The organism is Pseudomonas sp. GD03944, assembly GCF_029839275.1.
Taxonomy (GTDB): domain Bacteria; phylum Pseudomonadota; class Gammaproteobacteria; order Pseudomonadales; family Pseudomonadaceae; genus Aquipseudomonas.
Genome location: NZ_JAOCAH010000002.1, coordinates 208,352 through 231,135, shown reverse-complemented (window position 1 = coordinate 231,135; position 22,784 = coordinate 208,352). Strand labels below are relative to the sequence as shown.

The 22,784-nt window shown below is 62.7% G+C and carries 24 protein-coding genes and 1 other RNA gene; 17 read left to right on the top strand and 8 right to left on the bottom strand.

All coding sequences use genetic code 11. The annotated features are described in order from the left end of the window. Positions 1 to 27 precede the first annotated feature (27 nt). Positions 28 to 945, top strand: coding sequence for a sulfate adenylyltransferase subunit CysD (gene cysD / locus N5C28_RS04780; protein WP_279820695.1), 918 nt, complete (start codon positions 28 to 30; stop codon positions 943 to 945). A 12-nt stretch (positions 946 to 957) separates the two neighbouring features. Then, positions 958 to 2,859 (top strand): sulfate adenylyltransferase subunit CysN, encoded by a 1,902-nt coding sequence (gene cysN, locus N5C28_RS04775; RefSeq protein ID WP_279820694.1) that lies wholly within the window; start codon positions 958 to 960, stop codon positions 2,857 to 2,859. 114 nt (positions 2,860 to 2,973) lie between these two features. On the opposite strand, the gene N5C28_RS04770 is transcribed toward cysN, so the two are convergent. Next, on the bottom strand, positions 2,974 to 3,423 hold the full coding sequence (locus N5C28_RS04770; protein ID WP_279820693.1) for a DUF1043 family protein: 450 nt from the start codon (positions 3,421 to 3,423) through the stop codon (positions 2,974 to 2,976). A gap of 129 nt (positions 3,424 to 3,552) precedes the next feature. On the opposite strand from N5C28_RS04770, the gene N5C28_RS04765 reads away from it, so the two are divergent. The 3 genes from N5C28_RS04765 to zapE all read left to right on the top strand — a co-directional run bounded on the left by N5C28_RS04765 (position 3,553) and on the right by zapE (position 6,810). Further along, positions 3,553 to 4,182 carry an alpha/beta fold hydrolase gene (locus N5C28_RS04765; RefSeq protein ID WP_279820692.1) on the top strand — a complete coding sequence of 210 codons (630 nt, stop codon included), beginning with the start codon at positions 3,553 to 3,555 and terminating at the stop codon, positions 4,180 to 4,182. A gap of 36 nt (positions 4,183 to 4,218) precedes the next feature. Beyond that, positions 4,219 to 5,565, top strand: a complete 1,347-nt coding sequence (locus tag N5C28_RS04760) for a tryptophan--tRNA ligase (protein ID WP_279820690.1) — start codon at positions 4,219 to 4,221, stop codon at positions 5,563 to 5,565. Positions 5,566 to 5,715: 150 nt separating this feature from the next. Next, a complete protein-coding gene (gene zapE / locus N5C28_RS04755) occupies positions 5,716 to 6,810 on the top strand; it encodes a cell division protein ZapE (RefSeq protein ID WP_279820689.1) in 1,095 nt (364 codons plus the stop codon). A gap of 38 nt (positions 6,811 to 6,848) precedes the next feature. On the opposite strand, the gene N5C28_RS04750 is transcribed toward zapE, so the two are convergent. Both N5C28_RS04750 and N5C28_RS04745 read right to left on the bottom strand, forming a co-directional pair. Further along, positions 6,849 to 7,790 carry a hypothetical protein gene (locus N5C28_RS04750; RefSeq protein WP_279820687.1) on the bottom strand — a complete coding sequence of 314 codons (942 nt, stop codon included), beginning with the start codon at positions 7,788 to 7,790 and terminating at the stop codon, positions 6,849 to 6,851. A gap of 133 nt (positions 7,791 to 7,923) precedes the next feature. After that, a complete protein-coding gene (locus N5C28_RS04745) occupies positions 7,924 to 8,829 on the bottom strand; it encodes a GlxA family transcriptional regulator (protein ID WP_279821071.1) in 906 nt (301 codons plus the stop codon). Between the two features lie 292 nt (positions 8,830 to 9,121). On the opposite strand from N5C28_RS04745, the gene N5C28_RS04740 reads away from it, so the two are divergent. Further along, positions 9,122 to 10,258 (top strand): acyl-CoA dehydrogenase family protein, encoded by a 1,137-nt coding sequence (locus tag N5C28_RS04740; RefSeq protein ID WP_279820685.1) that lies wholly within the window; start codon positions 9,122 to 9,124, stop codon positions 10,256 to 10,258. Between the two features lie 95 nt (positions 10,259 to 10,353). Next, positions 10,354 to 11,067, top strand: a complete 714-nt coding sequence (nfi, locus tag N5C28_RS04735) for a deoxyribonuclease V (protein ID WP_279820683.1) — start codon at positions 10,354 to 10,356, stop codon at positions 11,065 to 11,067. On the opposite strand, the gene N5C28_RS04730 is transcribed toward nfi, so the two are convergent. After that, positions 11,064 to 12,101, bottom strand: a complete 1,038-nt coding sequence (locus N5C28_RS04730) for an NADP(H)-dependent aldo-keto reductase (protein ID WP_279820681.1) — start codon at positions 12,099 to 12,101, stop codon at positions 11,064 to 11,066. The genes nfi and N5C28_RS04730 overlap by 4 nt on opposite strands. Positions 12,102 to 12,351: 250 nt before the next feature. On the opposite strand from N5C28_RS04730, the gene rplM reads away from it, so the two are divergent. The 7 genes from rplM (at position 12,352) to N5C28_RS04695 (ending at position 17,157) form a co-directional block, all read left to right on the top strand. Then, positions 12,352 to 12,780, top strand: a complete 429-nt coding sequence (gene rplM / locus N5C28_RS04725; RefSeq protein ID WP_279820680.1) for a 50S ribosomal protein L13 — start codon at positions 12,352 to 12,354, stop codon at positions 12,778 to 12,780. 14 nt (positions 12,781 to 12,794) lie between these two features. Beyond that, positions 12,795 to 13,187 carry a 30S ribosomal protein S9 gene (gene rpsI, locus N5C28_RS04720; protein WP_279820679.1) on the top strand — a complete coding sequence of 131 codons (393 nt, stop codon included), beginning with the start codon at positions 12,795 to 12,797 and terminating at the stop codon, positions 13,185 to 13,187. 254 nt (positions 13,188 to 13,441) lie between these two features. Next, positions 13,442 to 14,035: a ubiquinol-cytochrome c reductase iron-sulfur subunit gene (gene petA / locus N5C28_RS04715; RefSeq protein ID WP_279820678.1), complete on the top strand. Its 594-nt coding sequence runs from the start codon at positions 13,442 to 13,444 to the stop codon at positions 14,033 to 14,035. After that, positions 14,035 to 15,246, top strand: a complete 1,212-nt coding sequence (locus N5C28_RS04710) for a cytochrome bc complex cytochrome b subunit (RefSeq protein ID WP_279821070.1) — start codon at positions 14,035 to 14,037, stop codon at positions 15,244 to 15,246. The genes petA and N5C28_RS04710 overlap by 1 nt, the downstream gene beginning before the upstream one ends. Continuing rightward, positions 15,246 to 16,025, top strand: coding sequence for a cytochrome c1 (locus N5C28_RS04705; RefSeq protein ID WP_279820676.1), 780 nt, complete (start codon positions 15,246 to 15,248; stop codon positions 16,023 to 16,025). Before N5C28_RS04710 ends, N5C28_RS04705 begins: the two co-directional genes overlap by 1 nt. An 89-nt stretch (positions 16,026 to 16,114) precedes the next feature. Then, positions 16,115 to 16,732, top strand: a complete 618-nt coding sequence (locus tag N5C28_RS04700) for a glutathione S-transferase N-terminal domain-containing protein (RefSeq protein ID WP_279820675.1) — start codon at positions 16,115 to 16,117, stop codon at positions 16,730 to 16,732. Positions 16,733 to 16,749: 17 nt separating this feature from the next. Then, complete coding sequence (locus tag N5C28_RS04695; RefSeq protein WP_279820673.1) at positions 16,750 to 17,157, top strand: ClpXP protease specificity-enhancing factor; 408 nt, start codon at positions 16,750 to 16,752, stop codon at positions 17,155 to 17,157. Between the two features lie 48 nt (positions 17,158 to 17,205). Here N5C28_RS04695 and N5C28_RS04690 read toward each other — a convergent pair whose 3' ends face one another. Genes N5C28_RS04690 through N5C28_RS04675 form a run of 4 tightly spaced genes read right to left on the bottom strand, consistent with a single transcriptional unit; the run spans position 17,206 to position 20,542 of the window. After that, positions 17,206 to 17,739: a BON domain-containing protein gene (locus tag N5C28_RS04690; protein WP_279820671.1), complete on the bottom strand. Its 534-nt coding sequence runs from the start codon at positions 17,737 to 17,739 to the stop codon at positions 17,206 to 17,208. Then, a complete protein-coding gene (locus N5C28_RS04685; protein ID WP_279820669.1) occupies positions 17,736 to 18,329 on the bottom strand; it encodes a phosphoheptose isomerase in 594 nt (197 codons plus the stop codon). Before N5C28_RS04685 ends, N5C28_RS04690 begins: the two co-directional genes overlap by 4 nt. A gap of 30 nt (positions 18,330 to 18,359) precedes the next feature. Continuing rightward, positions 18,360 to 18,731 carry a YraN family protein gene (locus tag N5C28_RS04680; protein ID WP_279821069.1) on the bottom strand — a complete coding sequence of 124 codons (372 nt, stop codon included), beginning with the start codon at positions 18,729 to 18,731 and terminating at the stop codon, positions 18,360 to 18,362. After that, the gene (locus N5C28_RS04675) at positions 18,731 to 20,542 is read right to left on the bottom strand and encodes a penicillin-binding protein activator (RefSeq protein ID WP_279820667.1); all 1,812 of its coding nucleotides are present in this window, start codon (positions 20,540 to 20,542) and stop codon (positions 18,731 to 18,733) included. The genes N5C28_RS04680 and N5C28_RS04675 overlap by 1 nt, the downstream gene beginning before the upstream one ends. 204 nt (positions 20,543 to 20,746) lie before the next feature. Between N5C28_RS04675 and rsmI the strand changes: the two genes are divergently transcribed. The 3 genes from rsmI (at position 20,747) to mraZ (ending at position 22,783) form a co-directional block, all read left to right on the top strand. Next, entirely contained in the window at positions 20,747 to 21,619 is an 873-nt protein-coding gene (gene rsmI / locus N5C28_RS04670) for a 16S rRNA (cytidine(1402)-2'-O)-methyltransferase (protein ID WP_279820665.1), read from the top strand. Between the two features lie 41 nt (positions 21,620 to 21,660). Next, an RNA gene (gene rnpB / locus N5C28_RS04665) (RNase P RNA component class A) lies at positions 21,661 to 22,019 on the top strand. Positions 22,020 to 22,327: 308 nt separating this feature from the next. Next, a complete protein-coding gene (gene mraZ, locus N5C28_RS04660) occupies positions 22,328 to 22,783 on the top strand; it encodes a division/cell wall cluster transcriptional repressor MraZ (protein ID WP_279820664.1) in 456 nt (151 codons plus the stop codon). Position 22,784: the final 1 nt, after the last annotated feature.

Sequence of the window (22,784 nt, the reverse complement as noted above, 5' to 3'; positions counted from 1 at the left end):
CAATAAAACAGCAATCCGTGAGTAGCCATGCTCGATAAATTGACCCACCTGAAGCAGCTGGAGGCGGAAAGTATCCACATCATTCGTGAAGTGGCCGCCGAATTCGACAATCCGGTAATGCTCTATTCCATCGGTAAAGACTCCGCCGTGATGCTGCACTTGGCACGCAAGGCGTTCTTTCCCGGCAAACTGCCGTTCCCGGTGATGCACGTCGACACCCGTTGGAAATTTCAGGAGATGTATTCCTTCCGTGACAAGATGGTCGCGGAAATGGGCCTGGACCTGATCACTCACATCAACCCCGATGGCGTGGCGCAGAACATCAACCCCTTCACCCACGGCAGTGCCAAGCACACCGACATCATGAAGACCGAAGGGTTGAAGCAGGCGCTGGACAAGTACGGCTTCGATGCCGCCTTCGGTGGCGCGCGCCGTGACGAAGAGAAGTCCCGGGCCAAGGAGCGCGTCTACTCCTTCCGCGACAGCAAACACCGCTGGGACCCGAAGAACCAGCGTCCCGAGCTGTGGAACGTCTACAACGGCAAGGTCAAGAAGGGCGAGTCGATCCGCGTCTTCCCGCTGTCGAACTGGACCGAGCTGGACATCTGGCAGTACATCTATCTGGAGCAGATCCCGATCGTGCCGCTGTACTTCGCGGCCGAGCGTGAAGTGATCGAGAAGAACGGCACGTTGATCATGATCGACGACGACCGCATCCTCGAGCACCTGTCCGACGAAGAAAAAGCCCGCATCACCAAGAAAATGGTGCGCTTCCGTACCCTGGGCTGCTACCCGCTGACCGGCGCGGTGGAGTCCGAGGCGACCAGCCTGACCGACATCATCCAGGAGATGCTCCTGACCCGGACGTCCGAGCGTCAGGGCCGCGTGATCGATCACGACGGCGCAGGTTCGATGGAAGAGAAAAAACGTCAGGGCTATTTCTAAGGATCGCGCACCATGAGTCATCAGTCTGATTTGATCAGCGAGGACATCCTCGCGTACCTCGCCCAGCACGAACGCAAGGAACTGCTGCGCTTCCTGACCTGCGGTAACGTCGATGACGGCAAGAGCACCCTGATCGGGCGCCTGCTGCACGATTCCAAGATGATCTACGAGGACCACCTCGAAGCCATCAGCCGCGACTCGAAGAAAGTCGGCACCACCGGCGACGACATCGACCTGGCACTGCTGGTCGACGGCCTGCAGGCCGAGCGCGAGCAGGGCATCACTATCGATGTGGCCTACCGCTATTTCTCCACCGCCAAGCGCAAGTTCATCATCGCCGACACCCCCGGCCACGAGCAGTACACGCGCAACATGGCCACCGGCGCCTCGACCTGCGACCTGGCGATCATCCTGATCGACGCGCGCTACGGCGTGCAGACCCAGACCAAGCGCCACAGCTTCATCGCCTCGCTGCTGGGCATCAAGCACATCGTGGTCGCGGTCAACAAGATGGACCTCAAGGGCTTCGATCAAGGCGTATTCGAGCAGATCAAGGCCGATTACCTGAAGTTCGCCGAAGGCATCCAGCTCAAGCCGACCTCGCTGCATTTCGTGCCCATGTCCGCGCTCAAGGGCGACAACGTGGTCAACAAGAGCGAGCAGTCGCCGTGGTACGAAGGCCAGTCGCTGATGGAAATCCTCGAAACCGTCGAGGTGTCGGGTGACCGCAACTTCGACGACATGCGTTTCCCGGTGCAGTACGTCAATCGGCCGAACCTGAACTTCCGCGGTTTCGCCGGCACCCTGGCCAGCGGCATCGTGCGCAAGGGTGATGAAGTCGTGGCCTTGCCGTCCGGCAAGGGCAGCCGCGTCAAGTCGATCGTGACCTATGAGGGCGAACTGGAGCAGGCCGGCCCCGGCCAGGCCATCACCCTGACCCTGGAAGACGAGATCGACGTATCCCGCGGCGACATGCTGGTGCATGCCGACAACCGTCCGCAGGTGGTCGACAGCTTCAGCGCCATGCTGGTGTGGATGGCCGAAGAGCCGATGCTGCCCGGCAAGAAATACGACATCAAGCGTGCGACCAGCTACGTGCCGGGCTCCATTGCCAGCATCGCCCACCGGGTCGATGTGAACACCCTGGAGCAGGGCGCCGCGAGCAGTCTGCAGCTCAACGAGATCGGCCAGGTCAAGATCGCCCTGGATGCACCGATCGCTCTCGACGGCTATGCCTACAACCGCACCACGGGCGCGTTCATCGTGATCGATCGCCTGACCAATGGCACCGTCGGCGCCGGCATGATCATCGCCGAGCCGGTGGGTGCGCAGGGAAGCGGTGGTAGCCACGGCAAGTTCGCCCACGTCTCCACCGAGGAGCGTGCTGCGCGTTTCGGTCAGCAGCCGGCCACCGTGCTGTTCAGCGGCCTGTCGGGCGCTGGCAAGAGCACCCTGGCCTACGCCGTGGAGCGCAAGCTCTTCGACATGGGCCGTGCGGTGTACGTGCTCGATGGCCAGAACCTGCGCCATGACCTCAACAAGGGCCTGCCGCAGGACCGTGCCGGGCGCACCGAGAACTGGCGTCGTGCGGCCCATGTGGCCCGTCAGTTCAACGAAGCCGGTCTGCTGACCCTGGCGGCGTTCGTTGCGCCGGATGCGGAAGGTCGGGAGCAGGCCAAGGCGCTGATCGGTGCCGAGCGCCTGGTCACCGTCTACGTGCAGGCGTCTCCGCAGGTCTGCGCCGAGCGTGACCCGCAGGGCCTGTACGCCGCCGCTGGCGACAACATCCCGGGCGAGTCCTTCCCGTACGACGTGCCGCTGAATGCCGATCTGGTGATCGACACGCAGACGGTGAGCGTGGAGGAGGGCGTCAAGCAGGTGCTGGATGTCCTGCGTGAGCGTGGCGCGATCTGAGTCGCGTCATTGCCCCACAAAAAAGCCCCGCCTAGGCGGGGCTTTTTTGTGGGCATCGAGCGGGGCTCTGCAACAGACTGCGGAGAGCCCGGAACACCGGGGCCTTGGAGGACGTTACTGGCGACCCTTGAGGCCGTAGCTTTCGTCGAGCATGCCCGGAACATCGGCGCTTTTGGGCGCGTAGTCCTTGGGCATTTCGTTGTTGCGCGGCGGCGTGAGGCGATCGCGCTTTTCACGCTTGTCGCTGCTTTCGTCCGTGTGCAGGGCGGCGAGCAGGCGTTGGCGCGTCAGTTCGTCGAGTGCCAGGCGGTTGGCACCGTCGGACAGGTGTTCCTGCACGTCCTGGTAGCTCTGGGTGAGCTTCTTGACCAGGTTGGCGGTGGTATTGAAGTGGGTGACCACCTCGCTCTGGTACGCCTCGAAGCGCTCCTGCATTTCGTCCAGCTGGCGCTGCGTGCGGCCTGGGGCTGCATTGGGCGCGAGACGGGCGATCAGGAAACCGATGGCGATGCCGGCTACCAGGGTGAGAGCTGGTAGCAGCCAGGCTGTGAGCGTCTGTTCCACGAGTCCTTCCTCTCTAAACGGCTTTGCTTTACGTTAACGGCTCGAACCTGCGCTGTATACCGCAATCGCGATGCCGTGCAGGCTGTCAGCTAGACGAGTCGACCCAGCCTGAGGTCACGGAGTTCCCCGTTGCTTACCCGCGAAACCCCCGTATTTATCGATGGCCCCTGCGGCCAGTTGGAAGCCCTGTCCCTCGAGGTCGCCGACGCCCGTGGCGTGGCGCTGCTGTGCCACCCGAATCCGGTGCAGGGCGGTACCATGCTCAACAAGGTCGTGTCGACGCTGCAGCGCACTGCGCGCGATGCCGGGTACGCCACCCTGCGTTTCAATTACCGCGGCGTGGGCGCCAGCGCCGGCAGCCACGACATGGGCTCCGGTGAGGTGGATGACGCCGAAGCGGCAGCGCGCTGGGTGCAGGCGCAGTACCCAGGCTTGCCGCTGACGCTGTTGGGCTTCTCTTTCGGCGGTTTCGTCGCGGCCAGCCTGGCCGGGCGCCTGGAGCGTCAGGGCGCAGCGGTGGAGCGGCTGTTCATGGTCGCGCCAGCGGTGCACCGGCTCACGGCAGAGAATCCGATTGCCGAGCGCGGCACGCTGACGGTGATCCAGCCGGAGGCCGATGAAGTGGTCGATCCGGCGTCGGTTTATACCTGGTCGGCGGCACTGCAACGCCCCCACGAGCTGCTGAAAGTGGCAGAATGCGGGCACTTTTTTCACGGCAAGCTCACCGATCTGAAGGATCTGGTGCTGCCACGTCTCTGATTCCTTATATTGCCTGCACCTGACCAAGCGAACGCCATGACCACTCGTATCCTTACCGGTATCACCACCACCGGGACGCCTCACCTCGGCAACTATGCCGGCGCCATCCGTCCCGCCATCGTCGCCAGCCGCGCTGCCGATGCCGATTCGTTCTACTTCCTGGCCGACTACCACGCCCTGATCAAGTGCGACGACCCGGCGCGCATCCAGCGTTCGCGCCTGGAAATCGCAGCCACCTGGCTGGCGCTCGGCCTGGATACCGACACGGCGACCTTCTACCGTCAGTCCGACATCCCGGAAATCCCGGAGCTGTGCTGGCTGCTGACCTGCGTGGCCGGCAAGGGCCTGCTCAACCGCGCCCATGCCTACAAGGCCTCGGTGGACAAGAATGTCGAGCAGGGCGAAGACCCGGACGCCGGCGTGACCATGGGCCTGTTCAGCTACCCGGTGCTGATGGCGGCGGACATCCTGATGTTCAACGCGCAGAAGGTGCCGGTCGGCCGCGACCAGATCCAGCACGTGGAGATGGCCCGTGACATCGGTCAGCGCTTCAACCACCTGTTTGGCCAGGGCAAGGAGCTGTTCGCCCTGCCCGAGGCGGTGATCGAGGAAGACGTGGCGACCCTGCCAGGCCTCGACGGGCGCAAGATGAGCAAGAGCTACGACAACACCATCCCGCTGTTCGGCACTGCCAAGCAGCTCAAGGACGCCGTGGCCCGCATCGTCACCGACTCCCGCCTGCCGGGCGAGCCGAAAGATGCGGACAACGCCCACCTGTTCACGCTGTATCAGGCCTTCGCCAGCCAGTCGCAGCAGGCCGAGTTCCGTGCCGAGCTGGAAGGTGGCCTGGCCTGGGGTGAGGCGAAGAATCGTCTGTATCAACTGCTCGAAGGCGAACTGGGCGAGGCCCGTGAGCGCTACAACGCGTTGATCGCCCGCCCGGCCGACCTGGAAGACATCCTGCTGGCGGGCGCGGCCAAGGCGCGCCGGATCGCCACGCCATTCCTCGGTGAGCTGCGCGAAGCCGTTGGCCTGCGTTCGTTCCGCGAGCAGGTGCAGGTCGCTGGTGGCGAGAAGAAGAAAGCGGCCAAGAGTGCACGCTTCGTCAGCTTCCGCGACGAGGACGGCAGCTTCCGCTTCCGCCTGCTGGATGCCGATGGTGAGCAACTGCTGCTGTCGAAATCCTTCGCCGATGGCAAGTCGGCCGGCATGGTCAACAAGCGCCTGCAGTCCGGCGAGGCGCTGGACCTGCGCAGCGAAGGCCTGAGCGTCGGCGTCTGGCTGGAGGGCGAGTGCGTGGCCAACAGCCCCGAGTTCACCGATGCAGCGGCACTGGAAACCGCGACCACCCGCCTGCGCGAGGCGCTGGCACCGGCTGAATGAGGCAGTGGGGGCGGCGATGACTCGCCGCCCCTATCGCTGCTGTCACGGTACGTACCTTCCTGGTAGCGGCTCCCGTCGTCCACAGCTTGCGCAGAACGCGCAACAGACCCTAAAGTACGCCCCCGTTTTTACTTGCCCGGCTAACGAATCATGACTCCGCTAGAGCGCTATCAGGCCGACCTCAAACGTCCGGACTTCTTCCATGATGCGGCGCAGGAAACTGCCGTGCGCCATCTGCAGCGTCTCTACGACGACCTGGTGGCCAGTGAGTCGGCCAAGCCGGGGCTGCTGGGCAAGCTGTTCGGCAAGAAGCCGCAGGGTCCGGTCAAGGGCCTGTACTTCTGGGGCGGCGTGGGTCGCGGCAAGACCTACCTGGTGGACACCTTTTTCGACGCCTTGCCGTTCGAGCAGAAGATGCGCACCCACTTCCACCGCTTCATGAAGCGCGTGCACGAGGAAATGCGCACCCTCAAGGGCGAGAAGAACCCGCTGACCATCATCGGCAAGCGGTTCGCCGACGAGGCGCGGGTGATCTGCTTCGACGAGTTCTTCGTCAGCGACATCACCGATGCGATGATCCTCGCCACCCTGATGGAAGAGCTGTTCAAGAACGGCGTTTCGCTGGTGGCGACCTCCAACATCGTCCCGGACGGCCTGTACAAGGATGGCCTGCAACGCGCGCGCTTCCTGCCGGCCATCGCACTGCTCAAGCAGCACACCGACATCGTCAACGTCGACAGCGGGGTCGATTACCGCCTGCGTGCCCTGGAGCAGGCCGAACTGTTCCACTTCCCGCTCGGTCCGGCTGCCGAAGAGAGCCTGCTGACCAGCTTCCGCAGCCTGCTGCCGGACTGCACGCACATGGTCGAGAACGAAGCGCTGATGATCGAGAACCGCGCCATTAACGCCGTGCGGGTCTGCGAGGATGTGGCCTGGTTCGAATTCCGCGAACTGTGCGATGGCCCACGTAGCCAGAACGACTACATCGAGCTGGGCAAGATCTTCCACGCGGTGATCCTGGCCAACGTCGAGCAGATGACCGTGGCCAAGGACGACATGGCGCGGCGCTTCATCAACCTGGTGGACGAGTTCTACGACCGCAACGTCAAGCTGATCATCTCGGCTGAGGTGGAGCTGAAGGACCTGTACACCGGCGGACGCCTGACCTTCGAGTTCCAGCGGACCCTGAGCCGGTTGCTGGAGATGCAGTCCCACGAGTTCCTCTCGCGACCGCACAAGCCCTGACCAGAAAGGCTGCCGAGAGGCAGCCTTTTTTGTGGGCCTCAGTTTTTCGCCAGTTTCTGCTCGTGCTGGGCGAGCAGTTTCTGCGCATGGGCCACTTCCAGGGCCTCCATGGCGCTGATCGGCCGGGCATTGGCGGCGCGCTTCAGGTGCTCCAGGGCCTTGGCCTCTTCGTCGTCGCCGTACACGTAGCCCAGGGCATTGGCGTATTCGTAGTGGCCGATGGGCAGGTCATCCTTGGCCTTGAAACTGAGGGAGAAGTACTTCTCCATGTTGTCGGCGCTGACCCCGTAGGTCATTTTCCCGACCAGCTTGCCCACCTTGCGGATCACGCCGGCCTCGTAACCGCCATACAGGGCGAGGGCGAACGGGTGCTGCGGCTGCTTGGCCAGCAGGGCGTCGAGCTCATCGGGGATCTGTGAGGTGTAGCCGCGCTTCAGCACCACCGGCACCGACAGCTCTTCGCCCAGGCGGGCCTTGGCATAGACGCGGCCGAACTGGGCCACGGTGTCGGCCTGCACCAGGTCGCCGGCCTGGTCGGTGTAGGCGATCACCTCTTCCAGCAACCGGTGCTTCTCCTCCTGGTTCGGCGCCAGGAACATGGCATACAGCACCTGGGCGAACAGTGCGGGAATCTGCCCGCCGACCCCGAGCGCTTCGCCTTGCTGGCGGGCTTCGGCGAAGTCGCCGCGGAACATCAGGCGCCACACGTCCTGGAGCTTTGCCGCATAGGCTTCGGCATCCCTGGGGTTGCCGCTAGCGTCCAGGGCTTTCGGGTAGCGGGCAGCCATGGCGGTCACCCAGGCGGCATCCGGGAAGGGGTAATCGGCGCCGAAGCCCCGGGTCAGCTGTGGCCAGGCCTGGCGCAGCTTGTCGCCGGAGTAGTCGTAGGCGCTCTGGTCGTAGGGGAAAGGTTTCCAGGCGTCTTCCGCCGCGACGGCAAAACTGCAGAAGACGAGGAGGGCAGTGAGAAGGCGGCGCATGGCAATGACCTGTGGTGATGATGAAGAGTCCCGTGGGGATGTCTCGATCATAGGGCGATGCCCTGCGCCGCCTACCTATCCAAGGGTGAGTCGGGCCTCGCGGAACGCCGCGGCGGCTCCTGTCATCCCCATCCTAAGCATGGCCGTCCTTGTGCTGGAACTGGCGACGGTAGAGGTTGGGTGACAGGTCTGTGTGCTGGCGGAACAGGCGGGCGAAGAAGCTCGCGTCGTCGTAGCCCACTTCGTAGCTGATGGTCTTGATGCTCTTGCGCGTGGCGCTGAGCAGGCCCTTGGCTGTTTCGATGCGTAACCGTTGCAGGTAGTGCAGCGGCTTGTCGCCGGTGGCGGTCTGGAAGCGGCGCATGAAGTTGCGGATGCTCATGCCGTGTTCCCGGGCGACGTCTTCGAAGCGGAACTTGTCGGAGAAGTGTTCCTCCAGCCACTGCTGGATCTGCAGGATGGTCAGGTCGTGGTGCAGCTTCTGACCGCCGAAGCCGATGCGTCCGGGCGTGTAGCTGCGCTGCACCTCGTAGAGGATGTCGCGGGCCACGCCCTGGGCCACGCTGGCGCCGCAGAAGCGTTCGATCAGGTAAATGTACAGGTCGCAGGCAGAGGTCACACCGCCGGCGCAGTACAGGTTGTCGGCGTCGGACAGGTGTTTTTCCTGGTTCAGCAGAACCTTGGGGAAGCGTTCGGCGAACTCGCGGAAGAACCGCCAGTAGGTGGTAGCCTCCTTGCCGTCGAGCAGCCCGGCCTGGGCCATCCAGAACACACCGGTGGCCTCGCCGCAGATGGCGCTGCCGCTGGCGTGGCGAGTCTTGAGCCAGGCGAGCACCTGGGGGTGGCGCTGGCAGAGTGCGTCGAAGTCGTCCCAGAAGGCGGGCAGGATGATGATGTCGGCCTCATCGAGGGCGCCGTCGACGGGGATCATGACATTGCTGAAGCTGCGTACTGGTTGCCCGTCGGGGCTGACCAGGTGGATCTCGAAACTGGGGGTCAGGCCCAAGCCCTGTTGCTTGCCGTAGCGCAGGCTGGCCATGTGGAAGAAATCCTTGGCCTGCATCAGGGTGGAGGCGAACACGCCTTCGGTGGCAAGGATACTGACGCGCGTGAGCCGCGCGGACGACTGAGTGTTCATTGCTTTTATTCTTATGACGAAAGGAGGAGCGCGTTCCACGCGGCCCTGGTGGGTTCGGGTGGGGGTAAAGTGGTCAAGATACGGCTGGATCGTCTTATTTTTTGGCGCATGTGTCCAGTGTGAGTGCTGCGCCGACTGTCCTACAGTTTTCGCCTGCTCGTTATGCCCAACCCATGTTCCTTCAGGTGCCCCCATGATTCCAAGAACGATCTTCAGCTCCGACCACGAACTGTTTCGCGACAGCGTGCGCAAGTTTCTCGAACAGGAGGCGGTGCCCTTTCATCACCAGTGGGAGAAGGACGGCTACATCGATCGCCAGCTGTGGAACAAGGCGGGGGAGGCCGGCATGCTCTGCTCGCACATTCCCGAGGAATATGGCGGCATGGGCGCCGATTTCCTCTACAGCACCGTGGTGATCGAGGAGATCGGTCGGCTGGGGCTGACCGGCATCGGTTTCTCCCTGCATTCCGACATCGTGGCGCCCTACATCCTGCATTACGGCTCCGAGGCGCTGAAGCACAAGTACCTGCCCAAGCTGGTGTCCGGCGAGATGGTCACCGCCATCGCCATGACCGAGCCCGGCGCCGGCTCCGACCTGCAGGGGGTAAAGACCACCGCTGTGCTGGACGGCGACGAGTACGTGATCAATGGGTCCAAGACCTTCATCACCAACGGCTACCTGGCCGACCTGGTGATCGTGGTCGCCAAGACCGACCCGAAGGCCGGTGCCAAGGGCACCAGCCTGTTCCTGGTCGAGGCCGGTACGCCAGGGTTCTCCAAGGGCAAGCGCCTGGAGAAGGTCGGGATGAAGGCTCAGGACACCTCCGAGCTGTTCTTCCAGGACGTGCGCGTGCCCAAGGAAAACCTGCTGGGCCAGGCCGGCTTGGGCTTCGCCTACCTGATGCAGGAGCTGCCCCAGGAGCGCCTGACCGTTGGTATCGGCGCGCTGGCCTCGGCTGAAGCGGCATTGCGCTGGACCCTCGATTACACCCGTGAGCGCAAGGCGTTCGGCAAGTCGGTCGCCGACTTCCAGAACACCCGTTTCAAACTGGCGGAAATGGCCACCGAGATTCAGGTGGGGCGCGTGTTCGTCGACCGCTGCCTGGAACTGCACCTGCAGGGCAAGCTGGATGTGCCGACGGCGGCGATGCTCAAGTACTGGGGCACCGACCTGCAATGCAAGGTGCTCGACGAGTGCGTGCAGCTGCATGGCGGCTACGGGTTCATGTGGGAGTACCCGGTGGCGCGTGCCTGGGCTGATGCCCGGGTGCAACGGATCTACGCCGGTACCAATGAAATCATGAAGGAAATCATTGCCCGCGCGCTCTGAGTCAGTGGCGTTCGCCTGTGCGTGAGTGGGGTGATCGATAGGGCGAACTCGCGCGTCGCCCTGTGGCTCCAAGGCAGAAATGCCTGGAGAACCCCATGACCCGACTGAGCGACCTCGCGACATCCCCCTTTGCCGATTGGGATGGCAGCCCTGCAGCGGCCCGTGAGCTGCAGACGCGCCTGGCCAGGCAGGTGCGGCTGGAGGATGACTACCCGCCGTTGCGGCGGCTGGCCGGGGTGGACGTCGGCTTCGAGGAGGGCGGCAGCATCACCCGCGCCGCCGCGGTGCTGCTCGACGCCGATACGCTCGAGCCGCTGGCGGAATGCGTGGCGCGGATTCCCACCTGCATGCCCTACGTACCGGGCCTGCTGTCCTTTCGCGAATTACCGGCGTTGCTGCAGGCCCTGGCCGGGTTGCCGCAGGAGCCGGATCTGATCATGGTCGACGGTCACGGTATTGCGCACCCGCGTGGGTTGGGCATTGCCGCGCACCTGGGGGTGGTCAGTGGCTTTCCCACCATCGGCGTGGCCAAGAAGATTCTCACGGGCAGCCATGGCGAGCTGGGGCAGGAACGGGGCGCTCAGGTCGAGCTGCTGAACAGGAAAGGCGAGCTGATCGGCTGGGTGTTGCGCAGCAAGGACCGGGTACGGCCGCTGATCGTGTCGCCGGGAAATCGGGTCAGTCTCGAGCGTGCGCCGGAGTTGGTGATGGCCTGCGTTCGCCGCCATCGCCTGCCCGAGCCGACCCGACTGGCCGACCGCCTGGCATCGCGGCGCGATACCAGGCGGGGTCAGCCGTCGCTGTTTTAGGGCGCCGGGTTGGGCTGGGCCTTGTGGATGGCGTCGATGCCGGCCAGCACCTCTTCGGAGAGTGTCAGCTCGCTGCTGGTCAGGTTGCTTTCCAGCTGCTCCAGGTTGGTCGCGCCAATGATGTTGCTGGTCACGAACGGCTGGGCGGTGACGAAGGCCAGGGCCATCTGTGCCGGGTCCAGGCCGTGTTGGCGAGCTAGGGCCACGTACTGCGAGCAGGCGGACTCGGACTGCGGGTTGGTGTAGCGGGTGAAGCGGCTGAACAGGCTGATGCGAGCCTTGTCCGGGCGAGCGCCACCTTCGTATTTGCCCGAGAGCATGCCGAAGGCCAGTGGCGAGTAGGCCAGCAGACCGCATTGCTCGCGGATGGCCACCTCGGCCAGACCGACCTCGAAGCTGCGGTTGAGCAGGTTGTAGGGGTTCTGGATCGAGACCGCGCGCGGCAGGCCGCGGCTTTCGGCCAGTTGCAGGAACTTCATGGTGCCCCACGGGGTTTCGTTGGACAGGCCGATGTGGCGGATCTTGCCGGCCTTGACCTGCTCGTCGAGCACCTCGAGGGTTTCCTCCAGCGGCGTGAAGTCGGTGTCCTGGTGACGGTAGCCAAGCTGGCCGAAGAAGTTGGTCGGACGCTCCGGCCAGTGCATCTGATAGAGGTCGATCCAGTCGGTCTGCAGGCGCTTGAGGCTGGCGTCCAGCGCGGCGACGATGTGCTGGCGGTTGAATTTCAACTGGCCGTCGCGGATGTGGGTGATGCCGTTGCCGGGGCCGGCGATCTTGGTGGCGAGGATCCAGTCGGCGCGGTCACCGCGCGTCTGGAAGTACTCGCCGATGATCTGTTCGGTCTTGCTGTAGGTCTCTGCCCGTGGCGGTACCGGGTACATTTCCGCGGTATCGATGAAATTGATGCCGTAGGCCTTGGCGCGCTCGATCTGGGCGAACGCCTCGCTGGCCACGTTCTGCTCGCCCCAGGTCATGGTGCCCAGGCACAGGGCGCTGACGTTCAGATCGGTACGGCCAAGTTTGCGGTAATTCATCAGGTGCTCCTTCTGCGTGAAGGGATGCATACAAGCAGGTTGAATTTATTTTCGCAATCTGCATAATTGCGCACCTCTTTCAGCGGTGGAAGTGATGCGCCGCCTGCCGAAGAATCTTGCCGTAACACGGACGCGCTGACCCGAGCCCCCGATAGCGTCTGTCTGCGGCTGCCTTTGACTTGTCAAAGTACGCACTATTCAGTAAGATCCGCCGTCTTATTTATCAGGGCGGCCCCTGAGGCTATAAAGAATGAAAACTTTTACTGCTAAACCGGAAACAGTAAAGCGCGACTGGTTTGTCGTCGACGCTGCTGGTCAGACCCTGGGTCGTCTGGCCACCGAAATCGCGAGCCGTCTGCGTGGCAAGCACAAGCCTGAATACACTCCGCACGTTGATACCGGCGACTACATCGTCGTGATCAATGCCGAGCAGGTACGTGTCACCGGTGCCAAGACCTCTGACAAGATGTACTACTCTCACTCCGGTTTCCCGGGTGGCATCAAGTCGATCAACTTCGAAAAGCTGATCGCCAAGGCGCCAGAGCGTGTGATCGAGACCGCGGTCAAGGGCATGCTGCCTAAGAACCCGCTGGGTCGCGACATGTACCGTAAGCTGAAAGTCTATGCGGGCGCTACTCATCCGCACACTGCTCAGCAGCCCCAAGAACTGAAGATTTAACGGAATAGTTCATTATGTCGGCGACTCAAAACTACGGCACTGGCCGTCGCAAGACTGCAACCGCACGCGTATTCCTGCGTCCGGGCAATGGCAAGATCTCCATCAATAACCGCACCCTCGACACCTTCTTCGGTCGCGAAACTGCCCGCATGGTCGTTCGCCAGCCGCTGGAACTGATCGAGATGACCGAGAAGTTCGACATCTACGTCACCGTCGTCGGTGGTGGTGTCAGCGGTCAGGCCGGTGCTATCCGTCACGGCATCACCCGTGCCCTGATGGACTACGACGAATCCCTGCGTCCTGCCCTGCGCAAGGCCGGTTTCGTGACTCGCGATGCTCGCGAAGTAGAGCGTAAGAAAGTTGGTCTGCGTAAAGCGCGTAAGCGTCCGCAGTACTCCAAGCGTTAATTCGCTACTTGCGTTCAAGAACGCCCAGTTTCCTTCCGGAACTGGGCGTTTTTTATGGTTGCTAAGTTGTTATGCGACATCATGCCGCAGCCATGAACCCTGCGTCCTGTAAGGTTTCGAAGGCCTTCTGATGGGGTAATTACCTTGTCAGAAAAGGGGCTTTTCTTTACCATTTGGCGAATTTTTTGCGCGACTCGATTTTTACTTAGTAGAGGCCTGAACAACAGGCCACAAAGCTGATGGGAGACGACTGAATGAGCAATGACGGCGTGAATGCAGGCCGGCGTCGCTTCTTGGTAGCAGCCACTTCTGTGGTGGGTGCTGCTGGAGCGGTGGGTGCCGCGGTCCCGTTCGTGGGGTCATGGTTCCCTAGCGCCAAGGCCAAAGCTGCCGGTGCACCTGTAAAGGTGAACGTCAGCAAGATCGAGCCGGGCCAGCAAATGGTTGCCGAATGGCGGGGGCAGCCGGTGTTCATCGTGCGCCGTACCGACGAGATCCTGGGCAACCTGACCAAGATCGAAGGCCAACTGGCCGACGTCGAGTCGCAGGCATCCGTGCAGCCGACCTACGTCGACCCGAAAACGCGTTCGATCAAGCCTGAGATCCTGCTGCTGGTCGGCCTGTGCACCCACCTGGGCTGCTCGCCGTCCTTCCGCCCGGAAGTCGCGCCGGCGGACCTGGGCGCGGATTGGGTCGGTGGTTACTTCTGCCCATGCCACGGTTCTCGCTATGACCTCGCTGGCCGTGTCTACAAGTCGCAGCCTGCACCCTTGAACCTGCCAGTACCGCCGCACATGTACGAGTCGGATGATGTGATCGTCATCGGTGTGGACCAGGAGCAAGCATGATGAATAAGTTCATGGAATGGGTGGATGCCCGCTTCCCCGCCACCAAGATGTGGGAAGACCATCTGAGCAAGTACTACGCACCGAAGAACTTCAACTTCTTCTACTTCTTTGGCTCCCTGGCACTGCTGGTGCTGGTCAACCAGATCGTTACCGGTATCTGGCTGACCATGAGCTTCACCCCGTCGGCCGAAGAAGCATTCGCTTCGGTTGAGTACATCATGCGTGACGTGGAGTACGGCTGGATCCTGCGCTACCTGCACTCCACCGGTGCATCGGCGTTCTTCGTCGTGGTCTACCTGCACATGTTCCGCGGCCTGCTCTACGGCTCCTACCAGAAGCCTCGCGAGCTGGTGTGGATCTTCGGCATGCTGATCTACCTGCTGCTGATGGCCGAGGCCTTCATGGGTTATCTGCTGCCTTGGGGCCAGATGTCCTACTGGGGTGCCCAGGTGATCATCTCTCTGTTCGGCGCGATTCCGGTGATCGGCGATGACCTGACCCAGTGGATCCGCGGTGACTACCTGATCTCCGGTATCACCCTGAACCGCTTCTTCGCCCTGCATGTGGTTGCCCTGCCGATCGTGATTCTCGGTCTGGTGGTTCTGCACATCCTGGCGCTGCACGAAGTGGGTTCAAACAACCCGGATGGCGTCGACATCAAGAAGAAGAAGGATGAGAACGGTGTGCCGCTCGACGGCATCGCCTTCCACCCTTACTACACCGTCAAAGACATCGTTGGTGTCGTGGTGTTCCTGTTCGTGTTCTGCTTCGTGGTGTTCTTCTTCCCGGAAATGGGCGGTTACTTCCTCGAGAAGCCGAACTTCGAAGCGGCCAACCCGTTCAAGACCCCTGAGCACATCGCACCGGTCTGGTACTTCACCCCGTACTACGCGATTCTGCGTGCGGTTCCGGACAAGCTGCTCGGTGTAATCGCCATGGGCGCGGCCATCGCTGTTCTGTTCGTGCTGCCATGGCTGGACCGTAGCCCGGTCAAATCCATGCGCTACAAGGGCTGGATGAGCAAGGCCTGGCTGGTGATCTTCTGCGTGTCGTTCGTGATTCTGGGTGTGCTGGGCGTTCTGTCCCCGACTCCGGGTCGTACGCTGCTGTCTCAGGTCTGTACGTTCCTGTACTTCGCGTACTTCCTGCTGATGCCGTTCTACACCAAGCTCGAGAAGACCAAACCGGTTCCGGAAAGGGTGACTGGCTGATGAAAAAGCTATTTGCTGCATTTGTTATTGCTGCGCTGCCAGCCCTGGCTATGGGTGCTGCGAGCAACTATCCGCTGGATAAAGTGGATATCGACCTGACCGACAAAGCTGCCATGCAGGACGGCGCGCGTACCTTCGCCAACTACTGCATGGGCTGCCACGCGGCCCAGTACCAGCGTTACGAGCGCGTTGCCGACGACCTCGGCATCCCGCACGAAATCATGCTGGACAACCTGGTATTCAATGACGCCAAGATCGGCGATCACATGAAGATCGGTATGAAGCCCGACGACGCCAAGAACTGGTTCGGCGCGGCTCCGCCCGATCTGACCCTGGTCGCTCGTGTACGTGGCACCGACTGGCTGTACACCTACCTGCGTACGTTCTACGAAGATCCGACCCGTCCTCTGGGTGCGAACAACAAGGTCTTCCCGAACGTCGGTATGCCCAACGTCCTGGTCGGCCTGCAGGGTCGCCAGTACATCGGCTGCAAGCAGGTTCAGGTCGTCGAAGACGGCAAGAAGCAATTCGATCCGTTGACCGGTACGCCGATCACCCATGAAGCGTGCGACCAGCTGACCATCGAGCCGAACACCGGCACGTTGAACGAAGCGGAATTCGACGAGAAGATCCAGAATCTCGTGACCTTCCTGGCTTACTCGTCCAACCCGGTCAAGCTCGAAAGCCGCCGCATCGGTACCTACGTACTGCTGTACCTGGCCTTCTTCTTTGTATTCGCCTACCTGCTCAAGCGTGAATACTGGAAGGACATACACTAAGTTATCGCTTCTCCGTTGTAGACCTGCGCGCCCTATTGGGCGCGCAGGTTTTTCTGCACCACATAACCTGATAAGCGAGGAGGATCGCCATGGGCGTGACCAATCGGTTGGCCTGTTACTCCGACCCCGCCGACCACTATTCCCACCGCGTACGCATCGTGCTCGCCGAGAAGGGTGTTGGCGCGGAGATCATCACTGTCGAGCCGGGGCGTTACCCGCCGAAGCTGCTGGAAGCCAACCCGTACGCCACCTTGCCGACGCTGGTCGATCGCGATCTGGCCTTGTACGAATCGACCGTGGTGATGGAGTATCTGGATGAGCGTTATCCGCATCCGCCCCTGTTGCCGGTCTACCCGGTGGCGCGTGCCAACAGCCGTCTGCTGATCCACCGTATCCAGCGTGACTGGTGCGCCCTGGTCGATCTGATTCTGGATCCGCGCAGCAAGGAGCCGGCTCGGGTGCAGGCGCGCAAGGAATTGCGCGAAAGCCTGACCGGTGTTTCGCCGCTGTTTGCTGACAAGCCTTACTTTCTCAGTGAAGAGCTCAGCCTGGTGGATTGCTGCCTGCTGCCGATTCTCTGGCGTTTGCCGGTTCTGGGTATCGAACTGCCGAAGCCAGCCAAGCCGCTGCTCGATTACATGGATCGCCAGTTCGCTCGCGAGGCCTTCCAGGCCAGTCTGTCACCCGTTGAACGCGATATGCGTTGAGGCTTGAGGAAACCCTGATGAACTCCAGTCGCCCCTACCTGATCCGCGCACTGTACGAGTGGATCGTCGACAACGACTGCACGCCGCACTTGCTGGTCAATGCCGAGTACGAGGGGGTGCAGGTGCCTCCAGGGTTCGCCAATGACGGGCAGATCGTGCTCAACGTATCGCCCAGTGCGGTGCGTCACCTGAACATGGATAACGAGGCGGTGAGCTTCGAGGGGCGCTTTGGCGGAGTGGCACACAGCCTCTTCATCCCCACCAGTGCCGTGCTGGCCATCTACGCGCGTGAGAATGGCCAGGGCATGGTCTTCGACCTGGAGCCGCCCGTGGTGGACGAGGAAGAGGGCGATGACGACCAGGGGCCGCCTGATGACGAGCCGCCACGGCCGAGCGGACGCCCCAGCCTGAAAGTGGTCAAGTAATGAAAAAGGCGATCCGAGGATCGCCTTTTTTGTGCCTGCTGCGCAGCGTTAGTTGGTGTACTGGAAGAGCTTGATGATCTTCTGTACGCCGGAAACGCCCTGCACCAGGTTGGTCGCCTGGTTGGCTTCCTGGCGGGTCACCAGGCCCAGCATGTAAACGATGCCGTTCTCAGTGATCACCTTGATGCGCGAGCCGGGGATGTTGCTGTCGGCCAGCATCTGCGTCTTGATCTTGGTGGTCAGCAGCGAGTCGTTGCTGCGGGCCAGGAAGGACGTCGGCGGCAGGATCTGCAGTTCGTTGTGGACGCGCACCACGCCATTTGCCTTTCGCGCGGCCTGTTCGGCGATCTGCTTGAGCTCGGCGCGCGGCGTCTGGCCGGCCAGCAGTACCACGCCGTTGTAGCTGGTGACCACGATGTGCGAGGTCGGGCTGTTCAGGTCGTTGTGCGCCTTGCTGATGTTGGAGCTGACCTCGGGTGCGAGGAACTGGTCATCGATCTTGTTGCCGATGCTGCGGTTGCCGCAGCCGGCAAGCGCCAGGGTGAACGCCAGGGTGACGAGGATCAGTGCGGAACGCGTCATTCTTCACTCCCAAACAGTGAGCTGTCGATAAGGTCGCACAGGCAGTGGATGGCCAGCAGGTGGACTTCCTGGATGCGTGCGGTGACTTTGGACGGGACGCGGATCTCCACGTCCTCGGGCAGCAGCAGGGAGGCCATGCCGCCGCCGTCACGGCCGGTGAGGGCGACCACGGTCATCTCGCGGTCATGGGCCGCCTGGATGGCCTGGATCACGTTGGCCGAGTTGCCGCTGGTGGAGATGGCCAGCAGGACGTCACCCGGCTGGCCGAGTGCGCGAATCTGCTTGGAGAACACCTCGTTGTAGCTGTAGTCGTTGGCGATCGAGGTGATGGTCGAGCTGTCGGTGGTCAGGGCGATGGCAGGCAGGCTCGGACGCTCGCGCTCGAAGCGGTTGAGCAGCTCGGAGGAGAAGTGCTGGGCATCGCCGGCAGAACCGCCATTGCCGCAGGAGAGGATCTTCCCCTCGCTGAGCAGCGCCTGAACCATGACCTGGCTGCCGTGCTCGATGAACGGAACGAGCACTTCCATGGCCTGTTGCTTGGTTTCGATGCTGGCTTGGAACAGCTGGCGAATACGGGCTTGCATATCCATCGGAGAGATAACCTTTAGTGTGTCGACCGTTCAGGCTTCAAAAGCATGCTGAATCCAGTTCGGCCGCGGGGGTGAGTTGCCATCGGCGTCGATGGCAATCACGTCAAAACGGCATGGGTGCTTGGCCCAGCGCGAATCCTGTTGCAAGAAATACGTGGCGGCCAGTATGAGCTTCTCGCGCTTGCGCGCATCCACGCTTTCCACTGCGCCGCCCCAGGCGGTATGCCGCCTGTAGCGAACCTCGACGAATACTACTGTATCGCGATCAAGCATGACCAGATCGAGCTCGCCCCGCTTGCATCGCCAGTTCTGGGCAATCAGGCGCAGGCCTTCTCGTTCCAGGAGCTGGCGGGCCAGCGCTTCGGCAGCGTTGCCGCTGCCTTGTGCGTCGCGTCGTCCGATCAATTCGGCGTGTCAGGAAGGCGCTGGACCTGGCCGTCACGGAATTCTGCCCAGGGCAGTTGGCGCTCGACGCGCTGCGACGGATTGAGGCTCAGGCTGCCGGACAGGCCGTCCACGCGGGAGGCGGGCAGGGCTTTCAGCTGGCTGAGGCGCGGCGCCAGGCGGTAGGCGTCGACGCCCATGGCGTACAGGCGGCCAAGGCTGCCACCGGCCTGTGGCCACTGGCTGTCGACCTGCTGGCGCAGCGGATCGTTGACGTCCAGCAGCCACGGGGTTTCGCAGAAGCGGATGCCATTCAGGTCCAGGTACTGGGCCTGGCTGTGGTTGCCGGTGAACAGGTGCGACGTGGCATAGACCGGTACGTCGCCGGCGTACTGGAACGCCAGGGTCGGTTTGATCTGCTGGGCCTGCTGCGGGGTGGCGGCCAGGAAGATGAAGTCGACGTCCTGGCGGCGCGACGGTTGTGCGGCCACGGATACGCCCAGGGTGTTCTGCAGGCGTTTGGCGCGGGCTTCGCTCTGGCGCAGCTGGAACAGTTCGGCGATCTGGCGGGCTAGCTCCACCGGCTGATCGACATGCTCGGCGGCGATCAGGGTGCCGCCCTGGGCCTGCCAGCTCTGGCGGAAGGCATCGAGTACACGATCACCCCAGTCGCCACGCGGCACCAGGGCCACGGCACGGCGCATGCCATCGGCCCAGGCGCGGCGCGCGGCTTCGCGGGCTTCGTCTTCGGCAGCCAGGCCGAACTGGAACAGCTGGGGTGGGCCTTCCTGGCCGGCGTCGGCGTAGTTCAGGGCGAGGGTGGTGATCGGCAGTTGCTCGCGGTCACCCAGCTGCTTGACCAGCGGCTTCTCCAGCGGGCCGATCACCAGTTGGGCGCCAGCGGCCTGGGCCTGGCGGTAGAAGTCGTCCAGGGAGCTGATGCGCGAGCTGTCGTACACCTGGATGTTCGGTGGGTTCTGGCCGGCCTGCTGAGCCTGGTAGTGAGCGGCCAGGAAGCCGTCGCGCAGTGCCCGGGCCACGCTGGCGAGCTGACCTTCCTGGGGCAGCAGCAGGGCGACTTCGGTCAGTGGCTGGCTGGCCAGTTCCTTCAGTTGGGCGAGTGGTTTCGGCAGTTGAATGGCCGCCGGGTGGTCGGCGTTCTGCGTGCGCCAGGTGTCGATCGCGGCCTGTTGCTGTTCCAGGGTGCCGGCGCTCTTCGAGGCACGGGCCAGGGCCAGCCAGCCGGCCAGGTCGGCGTCGGCGCTGGCCTGCAATTGATCGGCGGGCAGGCTGGACACCAGCGTCCAGATGGTTTCATGGTTGCTGGCTGCCGCTTCGCCGCTCAGCAGCGGGGCGATGAACACGCGCTCGCGCGCTGCCGCGAGGGGCTGGCCGGTGGCCTGCAGGGCGCTGGCGCGTGCCAGCTGGGTGCGAATCTGCTGCTCGATCGGCAGCTCGGCCAGGCGCTCCAGGCTCGGGTGCTGGAGTGCGGTCAGCGCGGCCTTGGGCTTGTTGCGCGCCAGGGCCAGTTCGGCGGCCAGGGTGCTGGCGTAGATTTGCTGGGCGGGTTTGAGGCTTTCCAGGGGGACCTGTTCGAGAATGCCGGCGGCGCGGCCGATGTCCTTCTGCTGGTACGCCAGGTCGGCCGCCGACAGGCGCAGCAGCGCCGCTTGCTCGGCCTGGCTGTTGCCAGCCTGCTGCAGCAGTTGGTCGATATTGGCTTGTGGCGTGCGGGGCAACTCGCCCAGGTTGGATGACGGGGAGCTGGCGCAGGCGGCAAGCAGGCCGACCATGCAGGCGAGAGTAAGCGGGCGCAGGCAAGCGATCATGTAAACGTTCCTGATACTTGATCAAATGAACGTCGAATTGTACCCAAGCCCTGGCGGTGACGCGATGACGAAGGGCGAGAACCTGTCCACGAACTCTCTTGTGCGGCGCTGGAGCGGGGCGGAAATCTATCGGTGGTGGTGAATCGTGGGGCGGACGCAAACGGGCTACAATGCGCGCTTTCCCGATTTGAAGAGGCATGGCTTGTGACTGCAACCGGCGCGGCGACTCCCACTCCTGGCACCCTTTATGTGGTCGCCACGCCGATCGGCAATCTGGACGACATCAGCGCCCGTGCGCTGAAGATCCTTCGTGAGGTGGCGCTGATCGCGGCCGAGGACACTCGCCACTCGGCTCGTCTGATGCAGCATTTCGGTATCGGCACGCCCTTGGCTGCCTGTCATGAGCATAACGAGCGGGATCACGGCAGCCGCTTCATCGCACGTCTGCAGGCGGGGGATGACGTGGCGCTGATCTCCGATGCCGGCACGCCGCTGATCTCCGACCCGGGCTTTCACCTGGTGCGCCAGGCCCGGGCGGCCGGCATCGCCGTGGTCCCCGTGCCGGGGGCCTGTGCGCTCATTGCCGCGCTGTCGGCGGCAGGCCTGCCGTCGGACCGTTTCATTTTCGAGGGCTTTCTGCCGGCCAAGGCCGTGGGGCGCCGTTCGCGTCTGGAGCAGGTAAAGGAAGAGCCGCGCACGCTGATTTTCTACGAAGCGCCGCACCGTATCCTCGAGTGCCTGGAAGACATGCGAACCGTGTTTGGTGATGAGCGACCGGCGCTGTTGGCGCGGGAGCTGACCAAGACCTTCGAGACCCTCAAGGGCATGCCCCTGGGCGAGTTGTGCGCGTGGGTTGCGGCCGATGCCAATCAGCAGCGGGGCGAGTGCGTGGTACTGGTGGCGGGCTGGCAGGCGGCGGAAGACGAAGACGCCGTCAGTGCGGAAGCGATGCGGGTGCTAGATCTGCTGCTGGGCGAAATGCCCCTCAAGCGCGCGGCAGCCGTGGCGGCGGAGATCACCGGGGTACGCAAGAACCTGCTCTACCAGGCGGCATTGGCGCGACAGAAAGACGCGTGAGCCTTGTTCTATTGTGTCGCTGCCGCTAACCTTGGCGGCGGAGAGTCGATCGGACAGTCGCTGCCGTGTTTCGTTCCGCGAAGCATGGGGGAGGAAAGTCCGGGCTCCATAGGGCGGAGTGCCAGGTAACACCTGGGGGGCGTGAGCCTACGGAAAGTGCCGCAGAAAATAACCGCCTAAGCGCTTCGGCGCCGGTAAGGGTGAAAAGGTGCGGTAAGAGCGCACCGCACGGCTGGTAACAGTCCGTGGCTAGGCAAACCCCACTCGGAGCAAGACCAAATAGGGTTCCATTGGCGTGGCCCGCGCTGGAACCGGGTAGGTTGCTAAAGGCGTGCAGTGATGTACGCCGTAGAGGAATGGCTGTCCTCGACAGAACCCGGCTTACAGATCGACTCTCCACCTTTCTCTTCCCGCGTTTCGCCTTTTATCTCTCGCTTTTCTAAGATCGAAAAATTCTTACTCTTAACAAACTACTTTAAGTTCGAAGTTCAGTGCTTTGTGCTGCCTGCTTTTTGTGCTCGAAAAACCCTCGAAAGCCTCCGTTTTTACCCCTCAAATATTCGCTAAATCTCCGTCCTGTAAGGATTTTTCCGTTCTGGCGCGCCTTGACGGTGGGGTGGATGCGTTCCTATAGTGTGCGCAGGTGGTAAAAAGTGGCATGAAGTGGGTTTTTTTGGGCATGGATAGCTAATCAGAGGGGAGCGCAGCGTGTTTCGCGGAGCTAACGCCATCAGTCTCGACGCCAAAGGGCGCCTCGCGATGCCGAGTCGGTATCGTGATGAGCTCGTTTCGCGTTGTGCCGGCCAGCTTATCGTGACCATCGATGCCGTTGACCCCTGCCTGTGCGTCTATCCCCTGGCCGAATGGGAACTGATCGAGAACAAGCTGCGCGAGCTGGCCTCTTTCCGCGAAGAGAACCGCCGCCTGCAACGTCTGCTGATCGGTAATGCCGTCGACCTGGAGCTGGATGCCAGTGGCCGCTTCCTGGTTCCACCCCGCCTGCGTGAGTACGCCAAGCTGGACAAGCGCGCAATGCTGGTTGGCCAACTCAATAAATTTCAACTGTGGGATGAAGATGCCTGGAATGCCGTGGCCGATGCCGATCTGGCGGCCATCAAGCAACCGGGTGCTTTGTCCGACGAACTACGTGACCTGATCCTGTGAC

Excerpts from the sequence above, each read along its gene's own strand:
- cysD (WP_279820695.1), top strand. The coding sequence starts at position 28 with ATGCTCGATAAATTGACCCACCTGAAGCAGCTGGAGGCGGAAAGTATC.
- cysN (WP_279820694.1), top strand. The coding sequence starts at position 958 with ATGAGTCATCAGTCTGATTTGATCAGCGAGGACATCCTCGCGTACCTC.
- N5C28_RS04760 (WP_279820690.1), top strand. The coding sequence starts at position 4,219 with ATGACCACTCGTATCCTTACCGGTATCACCACCACCGGGACGCCTCAC.
- zapE (WP_279820689.1), top strand. The coding sequence starts at position 5,716 with ATGACTCCGCTAGAGCGCTATCAGGCCGACCTCAAACGTCCGGACTTC.
- N5C28_RS04750 (WP_279820687.1), bottom strand. The coding sequence starts at position 7,790 with ATGCGCCGCCTTCTCACTGCCCTCCTCGTCTTCTGCAGTTTTGCCGTC.
- N5C28_RS04745 (WP_279821071.1), bottom strand. The coding sequence starts at position 8,829 with ATGGCCAGCCTGCGCTACGGCAAGCAACAGGGCTTGGGCCTGACCCCC.
- N5C28_RS04740 (WP_279820685.1), top strand. The coding sequence starts at position 9,122 with ATGATTCCAAGAACGATCTTCAGCTCCGACCACGAACTGTTTCGCGAC.
- nfi (WP_279820683.1), top strand. The coding sequence starts at position 10,354 with ATGACCCGACTGAGCGACCTCGCGACATCCCCCTTTGCCGATTGGGAT.
- N5C28_RS04730 (WP_279820681.1), bottom strand. The coding sequence starts at position 12,101 with ATGAATTACCGCAAACTTGGCCGTACCGATCTGAACGTCAGCGCCCTG.
- rplM (WP_279820680.1), top strand. The coding sequence starts at position 12,352 with ATGAAAACTTTTACTGCTAAACCGGAAACAGTAAAGCGCGACTGGTTT.
- rpsI (WP_279820679.1), top strand. The coding sequence starts at position 12,795 with ATGTCGGCGACTCAAAACTACGGCACTGGCCGTCGCAAGACTGCAACC.
- petA (WP_279820678.1), top strand. The coding sequence starts at position 13,442 with ATGAGCAATGACGGCGTGAATGCAGGCCGGCGTCGCTTCTTGGTAGCA.
- N5C28_RS04710 (WP_279821070.1), top strand. The coding sequence starts at position 14,035 with ATGAATAAGTTCATGGAATGGGTGGATGCCCGCTTCCCCGCCACCAAG.
- N5C28_RS04705 (WP_279820676.1), top strand. The coding sequence starts at position 15,246 with ATGAAAAAGCTATTTGCTGCATTTGTTATTGCTGCGCTGCCAGCCCTG.
- N5C28_RS04700 (WP_279820675.1), top strand. The coding sequence starts at position 16,115 with ATGGGCGTGACCAATCGGTTGGCCTGTTACTCCGACCCCGCCGACCAC.
- N5C28_RS04695 (WP_279820673.1), top strand. The coding sequence starts at position 16,750 with ATGAACTCCAGTCGCCCCTACCTGATCCGCGCACTGTACGAGTGGATC.
- N5C28_RS04690 (WP_279820671.1), bottom strand. The coding sequence starts at position 17,739 with ATGACGCGTTCCGCACTGATCCTCGTCACCCTGGCGTTCACCCTGGCG.
- N5C28_RS04685 (WP_279820669.1), bottom strand. The coding sequence starts at position 18,329 with ATGGATATGCAAGCCCGTATTCGCCAGCTGTTCCAAGCCAGCATCGAA.
- N5C28_RS04675 (WP_279820667.1), bottom strand. The coding sequence starts at position 20,542 with ATGATCGCTTGCCTGCGCCCGCTTACTCTCGCCTGCATGGTCGGCCTG.